The sequence below is a fragment of the Massilia solisilvae genome, from assembly GCF_024753215.1.
Lineage (GTDB): Bacteria > Pseudomonadota > Gammaproteobacteria > Burkholderiales > Burkholderiaceae_D > Telluria > Telluria solisilvae.
In genome coordinates this window covers 1-1,841 of the sequence record NZ_JANUGV010000020.1, presented here as the reverse complement: position 1 = coordinate 1,841, position 1,841 = coordinate 1, and the positions used below count along the sequence as shown (strand labels likewise).

Here is a 1,841-nt window from a genome sequence, read left to right as displayed (position 1 = left end):
AATCGGGATAGGGGCGGCCAGCTAAGTCTGGCCGGTCCCCTCCCACACCACCCGGCATGCGGGTCCGCACCGGGCGGTTCGAGTAGTTGAGGTTAAGTGAGACGAGGCATGCCAAGACGGTCGAAGTAGGCAATCGTCAGCACGTTGTTCAGAGCAAGATAACTGTTGCGCCACCAGCGACGGCTGTTCTTCGCAACCTGTAGCGCCACCCTGGCTTTAGCTCCCAAGGCCAGTAGCTCGCGGTAAATCGTCGTGCCATGTCGCCAGTGCTTGAGTTGGATCGCCCGCAGGCGGTGGCGCACCCACTCATCCAGCTTGCGCAGGACTTGTGTCGTCTGTGCCAGCCCGAAATAGGCTTTCCATCCCAAGACGTAGGGACGCAGCTTGTCGATCACCTCACTGATGCTACGTCCGCCGGATCGACGGGTCATTTCCCTGATCCTGTGCCGGAACCTCTCCTGTGCTTTCTTCGACACCGCGCGTTTAACCTCATCTTTTCGGAGCCATAGTTCATAGCCCAGAAATTTGCGGCCAAACGCGCTGGCCACCGCACTTTTCGATTCGTTGATCTTCAGGTGCAGCTTGTCGTAGCGGCGTTTGAGCAGTGCCATCACTCGCTCACCGGCTTTCTGGCTGCGCACGTACACGTTGCAGTCATCGGCATAGCGGGCAAAGCGGTGGCCCCGTCGTTCCAGCTCACGATCCACCTCGTCTAGAAGCACGTTGGCCAGGAGCGGCGACAGCGGACCGCCTTGCGGCGTGCCCTCGGCGCGTTCGACCACCACGCCGCCATCCATGATCCCGGCGTTCAGGTAGGCGCGTACCAGCCGGATCACTCCGGCGTCGTTCACACGTTTCCTTAGACGCTCGATCAGGATGTCATGGTTGACCCGATCAAAGAACTTCGACAGATCGACGTCGACCACGATGCGGTAGCCGTCCTGCACATGCTGCTGCGCTGCCAGCACGGCATCACGCGCACGACGACCGGGCCGGAACCCGTGGCTGTGTTCACTAAAAGTAGGATCGATCAGCAGTTGCAGCACTTGCAGCAGTGCCTGCTGAATCAGACGGTCGGTCACGGTGGGAATCCCCAACTCCCGCTCGCTCCCATCCGGCTTCGGAATGCCGACGCGCCGCACCGGCATGGGCCGGTACGTGCCTTCCATCAGTTGCTGCCGGATGGTCGGCCAAGCGTGCTTCAGGTGTTGTCCGGTCTGGGCAATGTCCAGTCCATCGACACCGGCGGCTCCCTTGTTCGCCTTCACGCGTTTCCACGCGCGTTGCATGTTCTCCCTCGCGAGGACTTGCGCGAGCACGCCTCGCCCTGCGCCTTCCGGTCCGTGGCGCGGGGATCGTGCTTCATCGCTGGTCACTTCGGGCGAGGCTTCACCCCGCTTTTCCGCGACCCGCCCCGCTGACGCGGGCGTCTGATGCAGTGCACGATTCATCGTCACGTCGTTGGACGCTCCTTCTCGTTCGGCCCTTCGCCCGAGATGCGGCTACTACGGCCTCTGCTGACTTCTCGCTCCGGCGCAAGCCGTCGCCCTTTCAGGCACGAGGCGAGATCTCCCCAGGTAAGAACGCACTCCTTCCCTGCACAACCGCCGGATTTACGCCACTTCGCCTTGACCACGAGAGCTTCGCGGTTTCATGCCCGCTCGCCCTGCTCGGCAGCGCCTTATATCCGATTCTTGTTCATCGGCTCACAGTTTCGCTCCACGCTTCCTCTCCACGGTCGGTCACCCTTCCGCAGTTGCGCTTCGCTTCGCTCGCTGTGGTCAGCTTGCGGGAGGACTTGCACCTCCAAGAATGCGCCCATGCTGGGCGCACATGAAAAA

Annotated in this window: 1 protein-coding gene; it reads right to left on the bottom strand. The window is 61.8% G+C overall.

Annotated features, from left to right (window positions below; genetic code table 11):
* Nucleotides 1-92 precede the first annotated feature (92 nt).
* Nucleotides 93-1,451 carry a group II intron reverse transcriptase/maturase gene (ltrA, locus tag NX773_RS23420; RefSeq protein ID WP_307728788.1) on the bottom strand — a complete coding sequence of 453 codons (1,359 nt, stop codon included), beginning with the start codon at nucleotides 1,449-1,451 and terminating at the stop codon, nucleotides 93-95.
* Nucleotides 1,452-1,841: the final 390 nt, after the last annotated feature.

Coding starts and splice junctions, on each gene's coding strand:
- ltrA (WP_307728788.1), bottom strand. CDS start 1,451: ATGAATCGTGCACTGCATCAGACGCCCGCGTCAGCGGGGCGGGTCGCG.